Below are 17,323 nucleotides of genomic sequence, written 5' to 3' on the forward strand. Positions count from 1 at the left end.
GTCACCGGGCGGGTCCCCGACCGCCAGTGGAAGCAGTCCTACTGGGACGCCAACAAGGACGCCTGGTGCAAGTCCGGCAAGAAGGACGGCGACTACGTCCAGAAGATCGCCTACGAGAACTGCCTCGAAGGCAACCGGATGCGTGCCGGTGACTCGGTGAACTACGCCATCGGCCAGGGCGACACCCTCGTCACACCGATCCAGGAGGCCATGATCTACTCCGCCCTGTCCAACGGCGGCACCCTCTACCGGCCCACCATCGGCAAGGCGATCATCAGCGCCGACGGCAAGCACGTCCAGGACATCAAGCCGCACGCCCAGGCCAGGCTGCCGATGACCCCGAAGCTGAACAAGGCCATAGACCAAGCTCTCGCGGGCGTCGTGACGCAGGGTACGGCGGCCTGGCGCTTCGGCGGGTGGCCCCAGAAGCAGATCCCGATGCACGCCAAGACCGGTACGGCCGAGGTCTACGGCAAGCAGACCACCTCGTACTTCTCGACGTACACCAAGGACTACGCCGTCATCATGACGATCTCCCAGGGCGGTACCGGTTCCGGCGCCTCGGGACCCGCGGTGCGCAAGATCTACGACGCGCTCTACGGCGTCAACCAGGACGGCAAGATCGACAAGAAGAAGGCGCTGCTGCCGTCGCCGCAGAAGAACCTGCCGAAGATCGATTCCGACGGTTCCATCGACGCGCCCCAGATCAAGCCCTACAACCCGCACGGCGACGAGACGGCGGCCCGGCAGCAGGCCGGTGACCAGCAGGCCGGTGACGAGCAGCCGGCCGTCCAGGACCCCGGTGCCCTGGATCCGGGCGGCCAGGACCAACAGGCGGCCGAGCCACCGGCGGGCGGGCTCCAGCCGGCCGCCTACCAGCAGCCTCCCGATGCCGCCGCGGGAACCCCGCCCCTCTACCAGGCCGGGGACCAGTTCGCGGACGGTGCCCAGGACACGACCGGGTCCGCCGTCGCGGGGCCGACCGGTGACCAGCAGAGCGACGGGCGCCCGTATGCGGCGCCGCCCGGCGAGCCCGTGATCTGGAGGCGGAGCTGACGATGGCAGGCCCCCACGGCTTCTCCGTCTCCGGATACGGACCCCAGCGCTCCAACTGGACGCGGCTGTTCGCACGGGACTCCGTGCTGCGCAAACTGGACTGGCCGATCATGCTGTCGGCCGTCCTGCTGTCCCTGATCGGCGCGGCCCTCGTCTTCTCGGCGACCCGCAACCGAACCGAGCTGAACCAGGGCGACCCGTACTACTTCCTGCTGCGGCACCTGCTGAACACCGGCATCGGCCTCGCCCTGATGGTGGCCACCATCTGGCTGGGCCACCGCACCCTGCGCACCGCGGTGCCGATCCTCTACGGCCTGTCGGTGCTGCTGGTCCTGCTGGTGCTCACCCCGCTCGGCGCGACGATCAACGGCGCCCACGCCTGGATCGTGTTCCCCGCCGGGTTCTCGCTCCAGCCCTCCGAGTTCGTCAAGATCACCATCATTCTGGGCATGGCGATGCTGCTGGCCGCAAGGGTCGACGCGGGTGACCGCGAGCACCCCGACCACCGCACCGTCCTGCAGTCCCTCGGCCTCGCGCTCGTGCCGATCATGGTCGTGCTGCTGATGCCGGACCTCGGGTCGGTCATGGTGATGGCGATGATCGTGCTCGGGGTGCTGCTCGCCTCCGGCGCCTCCAACCGCTGGGTGTTCGGCCTGATCGCCGCGGGCGCGGCCGGCGCCGTGGCGGTGTGGCAGCTACACATCCTGGACGACTACCAGATCAACCGCTTCGCCGCCTTCGCCAACCCGGAGCTCGACCCGGCGGGCGTCGGCTACAACACCAACCAGGCCCGGATCGCCATCGGCTCCGGCGGCCTGATGGGCACCGGGCTCTTCCACGGTTCGCAGACGACCGGGCAGTTCGTGCCCGAGCAGCAGACCGACTTCGTCTTCACGGTCGCGGGGGAGGAGCTGGGCTTCGTCGGTGCCGGCCTCATCCTCCTGCTGCTCGGCGTCGTGCTCTGGCGCGCCTGCCGCATCGCCCGCGAGACGACGGAGCTGTACGGCACGGTCGTGGCCGCAGGGATCATCGCCTGGTTCGCCTTCCAGTCCTTCGAGAACGTCGGCATGACGCTGGGCATCATGCCGGTGGCCGGACTGCCGCTGCCGTTCGTGTCCTACGGCGGGTCGTCGATGTTCGCGGTGTGGGTCGCGGTGGGACTCCTCCAGTCGATCCGGGTGCAGAAGCCCTTGGGGTAGCCGCCGCCCCCGGGGTGGCATCGCCGCTGCCCTCGGGGCAGCCGCGTCGACACCGGACCTGAGCCGGCCGGAGCCGACGGGAGCCGACCGGGACCCGGCCGGAGTCGACGGACCTGGCCGGTCCCGGCAGGGCAGGGCGCGGTCGGAGGCCGGCGGCCCAAGCCGGTCCGGCCCGGCCGGATGCCGGTGGGGCTTCGTGCGGCCGTGCCACGGGGCCTCGTGGCACGGCCGTCCTGCCCCCTCCCTCATCGGCCGCGGGAGCGCGGAGGCAGACCTCGCGGCGCGGGGGCGACTAGTGTCGATCCTGGGAGCGAGGGAGCGCGGATCGCACATGGCGGAGACGAAGCGCGAGATCGAGCGGAAGTACGAGGGCCCCACCGAGGGGTTCGACCTCACGCGCCTCACCCGGGTCGCAAGGGTCGCCTCGGTCGAGGACAAGGGCCTCGTGGAGCTCGACGCGGTCTACTACGACACCCCGGACCAGCGGCTCGCCGCCGACCGGATCACCCTGCGCCGCCGCACCGGCGGCACCGACGCGGGCTGGCACCTGAAACTTCCGGTCGCCCTGGAGGAGGGCGTACGTGAGGAGGTCCGGACACCGCTGCGGGACGCTCCGGGGAACGGGGCCCCCGCCGCCCGCCGGGCCGGTTCCGCGGCCCGGGCGGCCACCGGCGGGAACCCGGAGGCACCCGATGCGCGTGCGGAGGCACCTCCCGAAGCGCCCCACGAGGCACCTCACGAGGGATCTCCCGAAGCGCCCCACGAAGCACCTCCCGAAGCACCTCCCGAGGAGCTGGTCGCCCTGGTGCGCTCCCGGGTCCGTGACGCGCCGCTCGGCCCGGTGGTACGGCTGCGCTCCGCCCGCCGCCTCGGCCACCTCCTGGACGCCACCGGCACGCTGCTCGCCGAGCTGAGCATCGACGGGGTGCGCGCGGAGCGCCTGGGCGGCCGCCCCGCGGGCACCGGCGCCAACGGCACGGCCCGGGGCGGGGCGGGCCCTGCGACCGCGGCGTGGACAGAGGCGGAGGTCGAGCTGGCCGACGGCGTGGCCCCGGAGTTCCTCGACGAGGTCGAGGAGGAGCTGCGAAAGGCTGGCTGGCGGCTGTCCGACGCGCCGTCGAAGCTGGCCAGGGCCCTGGCGGAGACCGCCGGCCCCGGGACGGCGGCGCCGGGGGAGGCCCCCGCGGCCGGTGCGGGCGGCACCACCTGCACCGCGCACGGGCGCGCCGCACCGGAACATGCCGAGGGGCCCGAAGCACCGGAACGCGGCGAGGAGCCGGCCGCTCGGCAGCGCGCCGGCCAGGAGCGCACCGCACGGCAGCGCACCGGCCAGGACCGCGTCGGCCGCGACCGCGCGGCCCCCGCCGCCGAACCCGTCCTCGACTATCTCCGCACCCAGCGCGACGCGCTGGTCGAGCTGGATCCGGCCGTCCGCCGCGACCTGCCGGACTCCGTGCACCGGATGCGCGTCGCCACCCGGCGCATGCGCAGCGTCCTGCGGTCGTACCGCGCGGTCCTGGACCGCCGCGCGACCGCGCCCGCCGCCGACGAGCTGAAGTGGCTCGCCGGCGAACTGGGCGCCGACCGCGACCGCGAGGTGCTCGTCGAGCGGATCTCGGCAGCGCTCGACCACCTGCCGCCCGAGTCCGCCGCGGGAACCGCCCGCGGCCGTCTGGACAACTGGTCGGACAGGAGCCACGGTGACTCGCGGCGCCGCCTGATCGGCGTCCTCGACAGCGAGCGCTACCTGAGGCTGCTGACCGCGCTGGACCGTCTCCTCGCGGACCCGCCGCTGCTGGAGGCAGCGGCCAAATCGCCCGAGAAGGTGCTCGCCAAGGCTGTGCGGCGGGACCGCAGGCGGCTCGGCGGCCGCCTGGAGAAGGCGCTGCGCAGGCCACCGGGCACCAGCCGCGACATGGCCCTGCACGAGGCGCGCAAGGCCGCCAAACGGCTGCGGTACACGGCCGAGGCGGCGCGGCCCGTACTGGGTCGCCGTGCGAAGAAGGCCGTGTCACGGGCCAAGGGACTGCAGAAACTGCTCGGCGACCACCAGGACAGCGTGATGGCCCGCGCGACCCTGCGCGCACTGGCCGAGGAGGCGCACACGGCCGGTGAGAACGCCTTCCCCTACGGAGTGCTCTACGCGCGCGAGGAGCGGCATGCGGCTGAGGACGAGGCGCGGCTCGCGGCGCGTGAGGGCTGAGCGGGGCAACGGGGCAACGGTGGGCCGTGAGAGGCACCGTGAGGCCGAACTGGTCCCCGGGGGCTCAGCACGGCCCCGTGGGGGCCGTGGAGCCCGCGAGAGGCACCCCCGCAGGGCCCCGAAGCCAGCCCCCTGGGGCCCTGGGGCCCTGGGGCCCGAGCGGGGCACCGCGGGGCCGGGAGAGGCGCCGTAGGACTTCAGGACCCTGGGAGAGGAACCGCAGGGCTGAGAGGGCCACCGTGCGCGGGCGGGACCCGCGCGATCGCGAGGGGCGAGGGGCAAGGAGGCAAGGGACGAGGGACGAGGGGCGAGGGGACGAGGTCCGCGGAGAACCGGGGTCCCGGTGGGCGTGGTGCCGGAGCGGCCGCGGGCGGACGAGCGTGCGGAACGGTCCTCGCGCCGCGTTAGGGTGAAGGGTCATCTGCGTCCGCTCACGAAAGTCCCGAGATGTCTGTCGAGTCGGTCTTCCCACAGCTCGAAGCCTTGCTCCCGCATGTGCAGAAACCGATCCAGTACGTCGGCGGAGAACTCAACTCCACCGTCAAGCCCTGGGACTCCTGCGATGTTCGCTGGGCGCTCATGTACCCCGACGCGTACGAGGTCGGCCTGCCCAACCAGGGCGTCATGATCCTCTACGAGGTGCTGAACGAACGCGAGGGCGTCCTTGCGGAGCGTACGTACAGCGTCTGGCCGGACCTCGAAGCGCTGATGCGCGAGCACGGCGTCCCGCAGTTCACGGTCGACGGCCACCGTCCTGTGCGGTCCTTCGACGTGTTCGGCCTGAGCTTCTCCACCGAACTCGGCTACACCAACATGCTCGCCGCCCTCGACCTCGCCGGCATCCCGCTGATGGCCGGCGAGCGCGGCGCCGACGACCCGATCGTGCTGGCCGGCGGCCACGCCGCGTTCAACCCGGAGCCCATCGCGGACTTCATCGACGCGGCGGTGGTCGGCGACGGCGAGCAGGCCGTCCTGGAGATCACCGACATCATCCGGGCCTGGAAGTTGGAGGGCCGGCCCGGCGGGCGCGACGAGCTGCTGCTGCGCCTGGCCAGGACCGGCGGCGTGTACGTGCCCGGGTTCTACGACGTCGAGTACCTGCCCGACGGCCGTATCTCCCGGGTCGTGCCCAACCGCTCCGGCGTGCCCTGGCGGGTCTCCAAGCACACGGTGATGGACCTGGACGAATGGCCCTACCCGAAGCAGCCGCTGGTGCCGCTCGCGGAGACGGTGCACGAGCGGATGTCCGTGGAGATCTTCCGCGGCTGCACCCGGGGCTGCCGGTTCTGCCAGGCGGGCATGATCACCCGTCCGGTGCGCGAGCGCTCCATCACCGGCATCGGCGACATGGTCCACAGGGGTCTGGAGGCGACCGGCTTCGAGGAGGTCGGGCTGCTGTCGCTGTCCTCCGCCGACCACTCCGAGATCGGCGACATCGCCAAGGGCCTCGCGGACCGCTACGAGGACGAGAAGATCGGCCTCTCGCTGCCCTCCACGCGCGTGGACGCGTTCAACATCGACCTGGCGAACGAGCTCACCCGCAACGGCCGCCGCTCGGGCCTCACCTTCGCCCCCGAAGGCGGCAGCGAGCGCATCCGCAAGGTCATCAACAAGATGGTCTCCGAGGACGACCTGATCCGCACCGTCGCCACCGCGTACGGCAACGGCTGGCGGCAGGTGAAGCTGTACTTCATGTGCGGCCTGCCGACGGAGACCGACGACGACGTCCTGCAGATCGCGGACATGGCCATGCGGGTCATCCAGAAGGGCCGGGAGGTCTCCGGCTCGAACGACATCCGCTGCACGGTCTCGATCGGCGGCTTCGTGCCCAAGCCGCACACGCCCTTCCAGTGGGCGCCCCAGCTCGGCGCCGAGGAGACCGACGCGCGCCTGGAGAAGCTGCGCGACAGGATCCGCGGCGACAAGCGGTACGGCCGCTCCATCGGCTTCCGCTACCACGACGGCAAGCCCGGCATCGTCGAGGGCCTGCTCTCCCGCGGCGACCGCCGCGTCGGCGCCGTCATCCGCGCCGTCTACGAGGACGGCGGGCGCTTCGACGGCTGGCGCGAGCACTTCAGCTACGACCGCTGGATGTCCTGTGCCGCCCGCACCCTGCCCGAGCTCGGCGTCGACGTCGACTGGTACACCACCAGGGAGCGCGCCTACGAGGAGGTGCTCCCCTGGGACCACCTAGACTCCGGCCTGGACAAGGACTGGCTCTGGGAGGACTGGCAGGACGCCCTCGACGAGACCGAGGTCGAGGACTGCCGCTGGACGCCGTGCTTCGACTGCGGGGTGTGTCCCACGATGGACACCAGTATCCAGGTCGGCCCGACCGGCAAGAAGCTGCTGCCTCTGACGGTCGTCAACGGCTAGCCCGGATGACCGGCGGGCATCGGCCGTCTCGCCGCGGGCGCCGCCGCGTCGGATGCCCCGTGTGGGGCACCGTCCGCACCGGGCACCGTCCGCACCGGGCAGCCCCCGCACCGGGCGCCGGTCGGCCCGCTGAGCGCGCAGCGGACGAGCTTCCCGGGCGGCGGTGACCGCGGTGACCGAGGCGCGCGCAGTGCTCTTCGGCGCCCCGCGCCCGCGCACCGCGCCCCGCCGGGAACTCGGCGCGGGCGCGGCGCGTACTCTTGATAAGAGGTCCGGGCGCGTCTGAGCTCCGCCGGTGCGGAGCCCTGCTGCGGATACGGGCGGCGCCGGACGGGCGCCGACCGGTCCGTCACGCGAGGGCACGCGCCGAGGACCGCAGCACACAAGGAGACGTACCACTGGGCAAGCGACAGCCCGAAGGCCCGCCGCCCGCACCCGCGGTGCAGCGCATCCGACTGCGCTACACCAAGCGCGGCCGCCTCCGGTTCACCAGCCACCGTGACTTCCAGCGCGCCTTCGAGCGCGCCCTGCGCCGAGCCGAGGTCCCCATGGCCTACTCGGCGGGTTTCACCCCGCACCCCAAGGTGTCGTACGCCAATGCCGCACCCACCGGCACGGGCAGTGAGGCCGAGTACCTGGAGATCGCGCTCACCGAGCAGCGCGACCCGGACAAGCTGCGCGAGCTCATCGACGCGTCGCTCCCCGCCGACCTCGACGTCATCGAGGCCGTCGAGGCCCGCACCCCGCACCTCGCGGAGCGGCTCACCGCATCCGTGTGGGAACTGCGCATGCCCGGCGTCACGGCAGCCGACGCGGAGCGGGCCGCAACCGCCTTCCGGGCCGCGGACGCCGTCGAGGTGCAGCGCAGGACCAAGAGCGGTATGCGCACCTTCGACGCCCGTGCCGCCGTCGTGGATCTCACCGTCCGGGACACCGCGGCGACGGGCTCGGACGGCGGGAACACCGTGGCTGATAGGCCGGGGGACCAGCCCTGTGCGATACTGCGCCTGGTTGTTCGGCACGTGACGCCTGCCGTACGACCCGACGACGTCCTGTCCGGTATCCGAGCTGTGGCCGACCTGGCGCCGCCGGTCCCCGTCGCGGTGACCAGGCTGGCGCAGGGGCCATTCGATGAGGAGACCGGCACGGTGACCGACCCGCTCGCGCCCGACCGCGAGGCAGTGACGGCCGCCCCGGCCGAGGGCCAAGGGGCCGCCGGACTCGCCGCCGCGGCGGCTGCCGCGCCGGAAGGTTCCGCGTAGGACGGTCGTCGTAGCGCCGCCCTCGTACTCGGGAGCCACCGGGTCGGGCAGCGCACCGACCAGAAGACTTTCGCCAGGCCGTGCGCATACGGCGTACGGAACCGGCGAGACAGGACACAGAGAGCTCCCGTGCGGCGCCCGCGCCCCGGACGGCGGTTCCGCGCAGCACGCGCGGACCGCGGACGTCACCGGTACAGCGCGGCGCCCGGGAGCCTGACGGGAGAACCGCCCGCATGCTCGAACCGATCGAACCCACCGAGGGCTCAGAAGACAGCACCACAACCCCGAGCGACACGCTCCCACCGCGTCGTCGCCGCCGTGCCGCGTCCCGACCGGCCGGCCCGCCCTCGGCCGCGCAGGCCGAGGTGACGGCGGATGCGGCGTCCGCCCGGGCGGACGCCACCGCAGAAGCGCCGGCACCGGCAGGCGGTGCGGAGGCGGCCGCGGAGCGGACCGTTCCGGCACAGTCGGCCGCGTCCCCGCCCGCCGGGGGCTTCGTCCCCGATCCGGCCGAGGACGAGGGTGCCGACGCCGTTGACACCGACGCCGCCGACGCGGCCGATGACCAGGCCGCCGAGGCCGAGCAGCCGGCCACCGCCGGCGCGTCCGCACCGGCCCCGCGGCGTACACGCCGCCGCGCCTCGGCGCCGGCAGGCGCGCCCAAGAGCGCGGAGCACTCCGCGGCAGGGTCCGCCCAGGCCGCCTCCTCTCCCACCGGCACGGAGCCGGCCGAGCCCCTCGCCGGCGCGTCCGCCGCCGAGGCGGAAGCCACCGCCGAGCCGGCGCCCGCCCGCCGCACGCGCCGCCGCGCATCCGCCCCCGAGGGAGCGCCCAAGGGCGCAGCCGGAACCACCGCGGCTCCGACCGACGGTCCTGCCGCCGGGACGGCCGCCGAGTCCTCCACCGCCGCCCGGCCCGCGCGAGCGGAGAGCAGGGCGCGGCAGCAGGCCGCGGACACCGAAGCCGCCACCGGCGCCGCGCCCGTCCCCGCCAGCCGTACCGCGGCCGACGCGGAGGCCGACGGCGCGGCGGGCAGCAGCGTGGCCGCGCCCAAGAGGCCCAGGAGGGCCCGGAAGCAGAGCGCGGCACCGGCCGCCGCCGCGGAGCCTGCCGCCGAGGCCGAGCCGCCCACCGCCACCGAGCCGGCCGCACCCTCCGCGCCGGCCACCGGTGAAGGCACCGGCGACGGCTCCGACGAGCCGCCCGCGCCGCGCCGGGCACGGCGCCGCGCCACCCGCAAGGCGGCGGACGGATCCGCCGAGCCGGCGCAGCCGTCCACGGCTCAGGCCCCCACGGCGGCCCCGGAGTCCTCCGTGGCTCTCGCGGAGCCGTCCGTACCGCAGCAGTCCGCACCCGCACGGAAGCCGTCCGTACGGACGGCTCCGCCTCAGCAGCAGGAGGCCGAGATGGCCGAGGACGAGACCCCGGCGCGCCCGGCGCGTCCCGCCGTCGCCGTCTTCCAGGCGCCGGTGTTCACCGAGCCGAAGTTCCAGACGCCCGAGCGCGCCGCCGCCGAAGCCGCCGCGGAGGCGGCCGACGAGGACCGCGCCGCTGCTTCCGCCGACGCCTCGGCCGACGCCACGGACGACGTCGACCCCGAGGAGGCGGAGGGCCGTTCGCGGCGCCGCAGGCGCCGCAGGGTCGTCGTCGAGGGATCCGGCGGCCAGTCCGGCCAGGCCGGCCGATCCGACCAGCCGGCAGGCGAGGGCGGGTCCGGCGACGACGGCGACGCCGCAGCGGCCGAGCAGGACGGTGACGCCGACGACGCGGCCGACGGCGACGACGGCGAGGACACCGGTTCGCGCCGCAGGCGCCGCCGGGGCGGCCGCAGGCGCCGCCGCGGGGAGACCGCGGACAGCGCCGACCAGGACGAGTCCGACGAGTCCGGTGACGCGGGTGCCGAGCAGGGCGCGGACGACGAGGCCGAGGAGCCCGAGGACGACGAGCACGGCGACGCGTCCGATTCCGATTCCGGCTCCAGCAGCAGCCGGCGCCGTCGGCGCCGCCGGCGCCGCGCGGGTGACGGTGCCGAGGGCGGGGCGTCCTCCGACGACCCGGAGCGCACCGTCGTCAAGGTCCGCGAGCCGCGCAAGAAGGACGAGCGGCCCGGCACCGGCTCCGACGAGGTGCAGTCCATCAAGGGCTCGACCCGTCTGGAGGCCAAGAAGCAGCGCCGCCGCGAGGGACGCGAGCAGGGCAGGCGCCGGGTGCCGATCATCACCGAGGCGGAGTTCCTGGCGCGCCGCGAGGCCGTCGAGCGCGTCATGGTGGTCCGCCAGTACGGCGACCGCACCCAGATCGGCGTCCTGGAGGACAACGTCCTCGTCGAGCACTACGTCAACAAGGAGCAGTCGACCTCCTACGTCGGCAACGTCTACCTGGGCAAGGTGCAGAACGTCCTGCCGTCCATGGAGGCCGCCTTCATCGACATCGGCAAGGGCCGCAACGCCGTCCTGTACGCCGGCGAGGTGAACTTCGAGTCGCTCGGCCTCTCCGGTGGCCCGCGGCGCATCGAGACCGCGCTGAAGTCCGGCCAGTCGGTGCTCGTCCAGGTCACCAAGGACCCCATCGGCCACAAGGGAGCCCGCCTGACCAGCCAGGTCTCCCTGCCCGGCCGTTACCTGGTGTACGTGCCCGAGGGCTCCATGACCGGCATCAGCCGCAAGCTGCCGGACACCGAGCGCGCCCGCCTGAAGACCATCCTGAAGAAGATCGTCCCCGAGGACGCGGGCGTGATCGTGCGCACCGCGGCCGAGGGCGCGAGCGAGGATGAGCTGCGCCGCGACGTGGAGCGCCTCCAGGCGCAGTGGGAGGAGATCCGCAAGAGGGCCAAGGGCGGCAACGCCCCGACCCTCCTCTACGGCGAGCCGGACATGACCGTCCGGGTCGTGCGGGACATCTTCAACGAGGACTTCTCCAAGGTGATCGTCAGCGGTGACGAGGCATGGGAGACCATCCACGGCTACGTCGCGCACGTCGCCCCCGACCTCGCCGGCCGGCTGGAGCGATGGACCTCCGAGACCGACGTGTTCGCCACCTACCGGATCGACGAGCAGCTCCTGAAGGCACTGGACCGCAAGGTCTGGCTGCCGAGCGGCGGCTCGCTGGTGATCGACAAGACCGAGGCCATGGTCGTGGTCGACGTCAACACCGGCAAGTTCACCGGCCAGGGCGGCAACCTGGAGGAGACCGTCACCAGGAACAACCTGGAGGCGGCCGAGGAGATCGTGCGCCAGCTACGGCTGCGCGACCTGGGCGGCATCGTCGTCATCGACTTCATCGACATGGTGCTGGAGTCGAACCGCGACCTGGTGCTGCGGCGCCTGCTGGAGTGCCTGGGCCGGGACCGCACGAAGCACCAGGTCGCCGAGGTCACCTCGCTCGGCCTGGTCCAGATGACCCGCAAGCGGGTCGGGCAGGGCCTGCTGGAGTCGTTCTCCGAGACCTGCGTGCACTGCAACGGCCGCGGTGTGATCGTGCACATGGAGCAGCCGTCCGCGGTGGGCGGCGGCGGCAAGCGCAAGAAGCGCGGCCGCGCCGCCGAGTCCGTGCCGGAGCAGGTCAGGCCGACGCCGCAGCCGGAGCCCGCCGAACGCGACCTGGTGGCCGAGACGGCCGCCGAGGTGGCCGAGGAGGTCGCCGAGCCGGTCGCCCTGCCCAGCCCCGAGTTCCAGCCCGACGAGGAGCTGTACAGCAGCGTCGCCGAGGCGGAGGCCGCCGCGGGCCGGGCCGGCGGACGGCGCATCCGCCGCCGTGCCACCCGCCGTGTGTCGGCTCCTGCGGGCACGCCACGGGTCAGCGCCGCGGCACAGGAGCAGCCGGCCGAGGAGCGGGAGGCCGCCCCGGTCGAGTTCGGCCAGGCCGCGGCCGAGCCGCAGGCCCTGGCCGACCCCGTGGAGACGGCCGCCGAGCCGGGCCAGCCGCTCGCCGAGGCGACGCTTGCCCCGGCTGCCCCGGCTGCCCCGGCCGCCGAGGCCGCGCCGGCCCCGGCCCCCGAGGGCGCACCCAAGCGCGGCCGACGCCGGGCGACCCGCAAGGCCGCGGCTCCGGCGGGCGCGCCGGAAGCGGCGGAGGTCACGGTGACCGAGGCCGCCGCAGCCGAGCCCGAGGCGCAGCCCGCGCCGGAGGAACCGGCCGTCCCCGCGGAGCCCGTCGCCGCCGAGCCCGCCGAGCCCGCAGAGAGTGCCGCTCCGGCCCGTCCGAGGCGGCGTGCGGTCCGCAAGGCCGCCGCGCCGACCGCGTCGGAGGAGGGCGCCGTCGTGGTCGTACCCGCGGCACCCGCCGAGACGGCCGAGGCCAACGAGGCGGCCGGCCGCGACGAGGAGGCGGCCGAGGAGGCCGCCGCCGCCGAGGCGGAGGAGGCGGAGGGCGGCGCCGCCGAGGCACCGGCCGCCGTCGAACCGGAGGCCGAGGCCCCTGCTGGGGCGGAGTCCGAGGCGGGCGCCGAGGGCGCTGCCGCCAAGCGGGCGGCGCGCAAGACCGCCAAGAAGACGACGGCGAAGAAGGCCACGACCGCCAAGAAGACCGCGGCGAAGAAGACGACGCCCGCGAAGAAGACCGCCGCCAAGAAGGCCACGACCGCCAAGACCGCCGCCAAGAAGGCTCCCGCCGGAAAGACGGCCAAGGCGGCGGCCAAGAAGACGACGGCCAAGAAGGCGGCCGCCAAGAAGACGTCGAAGACGACCGCGGCGGCGGAGCAGCAGGCTCCGAGCTCCGTCACGGCCTCCACCGACGACTGACGGGCACCACCCGCCGCAGGCCATGGGGACCGTTCCGGGTGCCCGTGGCCTGCGGCGGGCGGGCCCCGGAAGGCGCCCACCGCCGGGCGTGCCCGGGCCGACGGCAGGGGACGGCGGAGGGGCATGGGGGCGAGGGGGCGGCCCGCCCCGCGGGGAGCCGCCCCGGGCCTCGGTTTGGCTGCCGTAACGGGCGCCGTGTAACCTTGACCGTCGGCGTTCGTACGCCATCCCTCTGAGCACCTTCCTCCGGGCGGTACCCCAAGGGCCCCACCCGGAGAGGCCGTTCCTTCCGCCGGGTGAGCCCTGTCGGTTGTCGGGCCCCGGCCCGTGTGGGCGGCTGGCATCAGAGGTCCCGATTCGAGCACAGAGAGTGAGATCCGCGTGTACGCCATCGTGCGCAGTGGTGGCCGCCAGCACAAAGTGTCTGTCGGCGACATCGTTGAGGTTGACAAGCTTTCCACGGCAAAGGTGGGCGACGCGGTAGAGCTCTCCACCCTGCTGCTCGTCGACGGCGAGACCGTGACCAGCGACCCCTGGGTGCTGGCCGGTGTCAAGGTCCAGGCCGAGGTCGTGGACCACCACAAGGGCGCGAAGATCGACATCCTGCGCTACAAGAACAAGACCGGCTACCGCCGCCGGCAGGGCCACCGCCAGCAGTACACGGCGATCAAGGTCACCGAGATCCCCTCGGCCGCGAAGTAAGGGACTGAAAAGACATGGCACACAAGAAGGGCGCATCGTCCACCCGGAACGGTCGCGACTCCAACGCTCAGCGGCTCGGTGTGAAGCGCTTCGGCGGCCAGGCCGTCAACGCCGGTGAGATCATCGTCCGCCAGCGCGGCACCCACTTCCACCCCGGTTCCGGCGTCGGCCGGGGCAGCGACGACACGCTGTTCGCCCTGCAGGCCGGTGCGGTGCAGTTCGGCACCAGGCGCGGCCGCAAGGTCGTGAACATCGTGCCCGTCGTCTGATCGGCACCACGCCTGATCAGCACGGACCACTGCCGAAGGCGGACCTCCCTTCCCCCGGTACGGGGAAGCGGGTCCGCCTTCTGCGTGTGACACAGACCCAGCGAACCCGTACGCATCTGGAGGCACCAACCATGACCACCTTCGTGGACCGCGTCGAGCTGCATCTCGCCGCAGGTAACGGAGGCCACGGCTGCGCCTCCGTGCACCGGGAGAAGTTCAAGCCGCTCGGCGGCCCCGACGGCGGCAACGGCGGCCGCGGCGGCGATGTGATCCTCGTCGTCGACCAGTCGGTGACGACACTGCTCGACTACCACCACAGCCCGCACCGCAAGGCCACCAACGGCCGCCCGGGCGAGGGCGACCACCGCTCCGGCAAGGACGGGCAGGACCTCGTGCTGCCGGTGCCCGACGGCACGGTCGTGCTCGACAAGGACGGCACCGTACTGGCCGACCTGGTGGGCCACGGCACCTCGTACGTCGCCGCCCGGGGTGGCCGCGGCGGCCTCGGCAACGCCGCGCTCGCCTCGGCACGCCGCAAGGCGCCGGGGTTCGCGCTGCTCGGTGAGCCGGGCCGGTCCGGCGATGTGGTCCTCGAACTGAAGACCGTCGCCGATGTGGCGCTCGTCGGCTATCCCAGCGCCGGCAAGTCGTCGCTGATCTCGGTGCTCTCCGCCGCCAAGCCGAAGATCGCGGACTATCCGTTCACCACCCTGGTGCCCAACCTCGGTGTGGTGACCGCAGGTGCCACCGTCTACACCATCGCCGACGTGCCCGGCCTGATCCCCGGTGCGAGCCAGGGCAAGGGCCTCGGCCTGGAGTTCCTGCGGCACGTCGAGCGCTGCAGCGTCCTCGTGCACGTCCTCGACGCCGCCGCGCTGGAGTCCGACCGAGACCCGGTCTCCGACCTCGACGTGATCGAGGAGGAGCTGGAGCAGTACGGCGGTCTGGAGGGCCGGCCCCGGGTCGTCGTCCTCAACAAGACCGACGTGCCGGACGGCAAGGACCTCGCCGAACTGGTCCGCCCCGAACTGGAGGAGCGCGGGCACCGCGTCTTCGAGGTGTCCGCCGTCGCGCACAGCGGCCTCAGGGAGCTGTCGTTCGCACTCGCGGACCTGGTCGCGAAGGCCCGTGCCGCGAAGCCGCGCGAGGAGGCCACCCGGATCGTCATCCGCCCCAAGGCCGTCGACGACGCGGGCTTCAGTGTCGTCCGCGAGGCGGACGGGCTCTTCCGGGTCCGCGGCGAGAAGCCGGAACGCTGGGTGCGCCAGACCGACTTCAACAACGACGAGGCCGTCGGCTACCTCGCCGACCGGCTCAACCGCCTCGGTGTCGAGGACGAACTGCTGAAGGCGGGGGCCCGCTCCGGCGACGGGGTCGCCATCGGCGCCGAGGACGACGCCGTCGTCTTCGACTGGGAGCCCACCATGCTGGCCGGCGCCGAGATGCTCGGCCGCCGCGGTGAGGACCACCGTCTGGAGACGCTGCGCCCCGCGGCCCAGCGCCGCAGGGACCGCCAGGCGGAACGGGACGAGGCGGAGCGGGAGTACGACGAGTTCGGGCCGTTCGGACCCGAGGGGAGCTGACCCTCCGAGGGCGGACGAGGGCACCCGCCAGGGTGGCCGGCCCCCGGTGGGCGCCCGCGTGGGTGTCCGGAGGGTTTCCTCTCTTCGGCCGGAAGGTTGCGCGCAGGTGTGCAACCATCGCGGCGCCCGGGAGGTCTGTGAAGGGCGTGGGGCGTTCAGTGGCGCTTCACGCCCTTTCCGTTGTCCGCGCGCTCCAGGGAGCGGGAGCCGTACCGCGGCGTGCACGACGTGTACGCCGTGCACGCCGTGTACGACACGGACCGCCGACCCACGGACAGGACCAGCCATCGGACATCAGCGTCACGTCCACGTCCCGGAGGATGGATCATGAACTTACGCAGAGCAGCCGGTGGTCTCGGTCTGGCTGCGGCCCTCGCGGTCAGCCTGTCGGTGACCGCACCGGTGGCGTTCGCGAACCCGGCGGAGCTGCCCGCCGGCGCCGCGCTGCGCGACGACTTCAACGGCGACGGCTACGCGGACGTCGCCTTCGCCGCACCGGACGCCACGGTGGGCGGCAAGGCCAAGGCGGGCTACGTCGCCGTCATGTACGGCTCGGCACAGGGTCTGAGGACCTCCTCCAAGCAGGTCTTCGACCAGGACTCGCCGGGCATGCCGGGCGTCGCCGAGGAGGGTGACGCCTACGGCAGCTCGGTGACCACCGCCGACCTCGACCGGGACGGCTACGCCGACCTGGTCGTCGGCTCCGCCGGTGAGGACGTCGGCACGGCGGGTTCCAACGCGGGCTCCCTCGCGGTGATCTGGGGCGGCGCCCAGGGCCTGGCCGGCTCGGCCACCCTCCTCAACGGTGCCGAGGCCTACGACGCGGCCGGCGGGCACACCGTGGCCGGCGACTTCAACGGCGACAGGGTCCCGGACCTGGCGACCGTCGCCGACTCCAAGGATTTGCGCGTCCTCACCGGCCCGTTCGAACGCAACGGGGCCCCGGTCGGCGGTGTCCGCGACGTCACGGACGACTTCGACAGCCGTATCCTCGACCTCGCCGCGGGCGATGTGAACGGCGACGGCATGACCGACATCGCCGCGGTCGCCAACGACGGCGACGAGTACGACGACCGCCGCATCACCTACTGGCAGGGCACCGGCGAGGGGCCGGCCCCGTACGTCACCGTGCGCAAGCCCGACGGCGGCCGCCTCGAAGGCGGCGAGAACCTCGACATCGGCGACGTGAACGCCGACGGCTACGCGGACATCGTCGCGGGCCGCCCCATCGACGGCTACGACAGCGACCTGGACCTGCCGCTTGCCGAGGGCGGCATGGTCACCTACCTGCCGGGCAGCGCCAAGGGGCCCGACGTCTCGCTGGCCGGGGTCCTCAACCAGGACAGCCCCGGCGTCCCGGGCGTCGCCGAGGGCAGCGACGGCTACGGCAACAGCGACAACTTCGGCACCGGGGTCTCGGTCGGCGACATCGACGGCGACGGATACGCCGACGTGGCCGTCGGCGTGCCCGGTGAGACCTTCGACGGCAGGACCCACGCGGGCAGTGTCGTCACCCTGCGGGGCAGCGCCAGGGGCCTCACGGGCACCGGTGCCGCGGTGCTCAGCCAGGACACCGACGGGGTCCCCGGCGCCGCCGAGGCCGAGGACCGCTTCGGTTCGGCCACCAAGCTCGTCGACGCGGACGGCAACGGCACGGCGGACCTCGTCGTCGGCGCCACGGGCGAGAACGAGAACGCCGGCTCCGTGTGGGTTCTGCGCTCCACCGCCTCCGGGGTGACGCCGGCGGGTTCCTTCACCTTCGGTGCGGGCACACTGGGCACCGTGGCCGCGAACGCAAAGCTCGGCTCGGGCTTCGACTTCTGACGGGGAGCGTGTCCGTGCTCCGTCCGTGCGGGCGTCCGCGCCTCGCGTCACGGGTGCTCGACACCCGGGAGGAAACCGGCATATGGGTGCCGGATTTCCTTGTGCAATCA

The 17,323-nt window shown here is 73.5% G+C and carries 10 protein-coding genes; all 10 read left to right on the plus strand.

What is annotated here, in order from left to right:
* On the plus strand, positions 1 to 1,056 hold a 1,056-nt coding region (locus tag IE313_RS30340; protein ID WP_268256806.1), incomplete at its 5' end, for a penicillin-binding transpeptidase domain-containing protein.
* Between the two features lie 2 nt (positions 1,057 to 1,058).
* Positions 1,059 to 2,255 (plus strand): rod shape-determining protein RodA, encoded by a 1,197-nt coding sequence (rodA, locus tag IE313_RS30345; protein ID WP_189937922.1) that lies wholly within the window; start codon positions 1,059 to 1,061, stop codon positions 2,253 to 2,255.
* Positions 2,256 to 2,586: 331 nt separating this feature from the next.
* Positions 2,587 to 4,458, plus strand: a complete 1,872-nt coding sequence (locus tag IE313_RS30350; RefSeq protein ID WP_189937924.1) for a CYTH and CHAD domain-containing protein — start codon at positions 2,587 to 2,589, stop codon at positions 4,456 to 4,458.
* A 447-nt stretch (positions 4,459 to 4,905) separates the two neighbouring features.
* The gene (locus IE313_RS30355) at positions 4,906 to 6,834 is read left to right on the plus strand and encodes a TIGR03960 family B12-binding radical SAM protein (protein ID WP_189937926.1); all 1,929 of its coding nucleotides are present in this window, start codon (positions 4,906 to 4,908) and stop codon (positions 6,832 to 6,834) included.
* Between the two features lie 440 nt (positions 6,835 to 7,274).
* The gene (locus tag IE313_RS30360; RefSeq protein ID WP_189937928.1) at positions 7,275 to 8,096 is read left to right on the plus strand and encodes a TIGR03936 family radical SAM-associated protein; all 822 of its coding nucleotides are present in this window, start codon (positions 7,275 to 7,277) and stop codon (positions 8,094 to 8,096) included.
* Between the two features lie 233 nt (positions 8,097 to 8,329).
* Positions 8,330 to 12,835 carry an Rne/Rng family ribonuclease gene (locus IE313_RS30365; protein WP_189937931.1) on the plus strand — a complete coding sequence of 1,502 codons (4,506 nt, stop codon included), beginning with the start codon at positions 8,330 to 8,332 and terminating at the stop codon, positions 12,833 to 12,835.
* A gap of 381 nt (positions 12,836 to 13,216) precedes the next feature.
* Positions 13,217 to 13,537 carry a 50S ribosomal protein L21 gene (rplU, locus tag IE313_RS30370; protein ID WP_189937933.1) on the plus strand — a complete coding sequence of 107 codons (321 nt, stop codon included), beginning with the start codon at positions 13,217 to 13,219 and terminating at the stop codon, positions 13,535 to 13,537.
* 14 nt (positions 13,538 to 13,551) lie between these two features.
* Entirely contained in the window at positions 13,552 to 13,806 is a 255-nt protein-coding gene (rpmA, locus tag IE313_RS30375) for a 50S ribosomal protein L27 (RefSeq protein WP_189937935.1), read from the plus strand.
* 131 nt (positions 13,807 to 13,937) lie between these two features.
* A complete protein-coding gene (gene obgE / locus IE313_RS30380) occupies positions 13,938 to 15,389 on the plus strand; it encodes a GTPase ObgE (protein WP_189937937.1) in 1,452 nt (483 codons plus the stop codon).
* Positions 15,390 to 15,716: 327 nt separating this feature from the next.
* Positions 15,717 to 17,213, plus strand: a complete 1,497-nt coding sequence (locus IE313_RS30385; RefSeq protein WP_189937938.1) for an FG-GAP and VCBS repeat-containing protein — start codon at positions 15,717 to 15,719, stop codon at positions 17,211 to 17,213.
* The last annotated feature ends 110 nt before the right edge of the window (positions 17,214 to 17,323 follow it).

This window comes from Streptomyces sulfonofaciens, from assembly GCF_014656295.1.
Lineage (GTDB): Bacteria > Actinomycetota > Actinomycetes > Streptomycetales > Streptomycetaceae > Streptomyces > Streptomyces sulfonofaciens.